The organism is Vibrio sp. 970, from assembly GCF_033339075.1.
This window is the reverse complement of sequence record NZ_JAWOTW010000559.1, coordinates 1-592: the sequence shown is the minus strand read 5'-3', so window position 1 is coordinate 592 and position 592 is coordinate 1. Positions and strand designations below refer to the sequence as shown.

At 44.8% G+C, this 592-nt stretch carries 1 protein-coding gene; it reads left to right on the top strand.

The window, feature by feature from the left end:
* Positions 1-110: 110 nt before the first annotated feature.
* Positions 111-592 (top strand): nitric oxide-sensing transcriptional repressor NsrR (nsrR, locus tag R7Q11_RS27860; protein WP_225467197.1); only part of this gene is annotated, 482 nt, incomplete at its 3' end.

Here is a 592-nt window from a genome sequence, read left to right as displayed (position 1 = left end):
TATCTCAAATGTATCTTTCGATCAAGAAAAGATTTACACTTTTGTCGATAGCGTAAGTTGGTTGTTTCGTCACTGACATTGAGCTATTAAGTCGCACTCTGGGAGAGAACATGCAGTTAACGAGCTTTACTGATTACGCGCTGAGAACCTTGATTTACTTAGCATCATTGCCAAAAGATGAGCTGACCAATATCACCGAAGTGACGGATTTGTTTGGTGTGTCTCGTAATCATATGGTCAAAGTAATCAACCGTTTAGGGCAGCTAGGCTACGTGCATACCGTGCGCGGTAAAAACGGTGGTATTCGCTTGATGAAGCCAGCGTCTGAGATCACCGTTGGTGGTGTCGTGCGAGATTTGGAGCCGTTAGATTTGGTCAATTGTGGGGTGGAGTTTTGCCACATTACTCCTGCATGCCGCCTCAAAGATAAGCTTGCCAAAGCAAAAAGTGCCTTCCTCGCCGAGTTGGATGAGTGCACCATTGAATCCTTACTGAGCGATAACTCTGAGCTTTTGATCCTGCTTGCTCGCCCTTCGTTTATTTGCAGTTCCAGAGTCGATCTCGATCATTCTTTTTTCAAAGCAATTCTGTA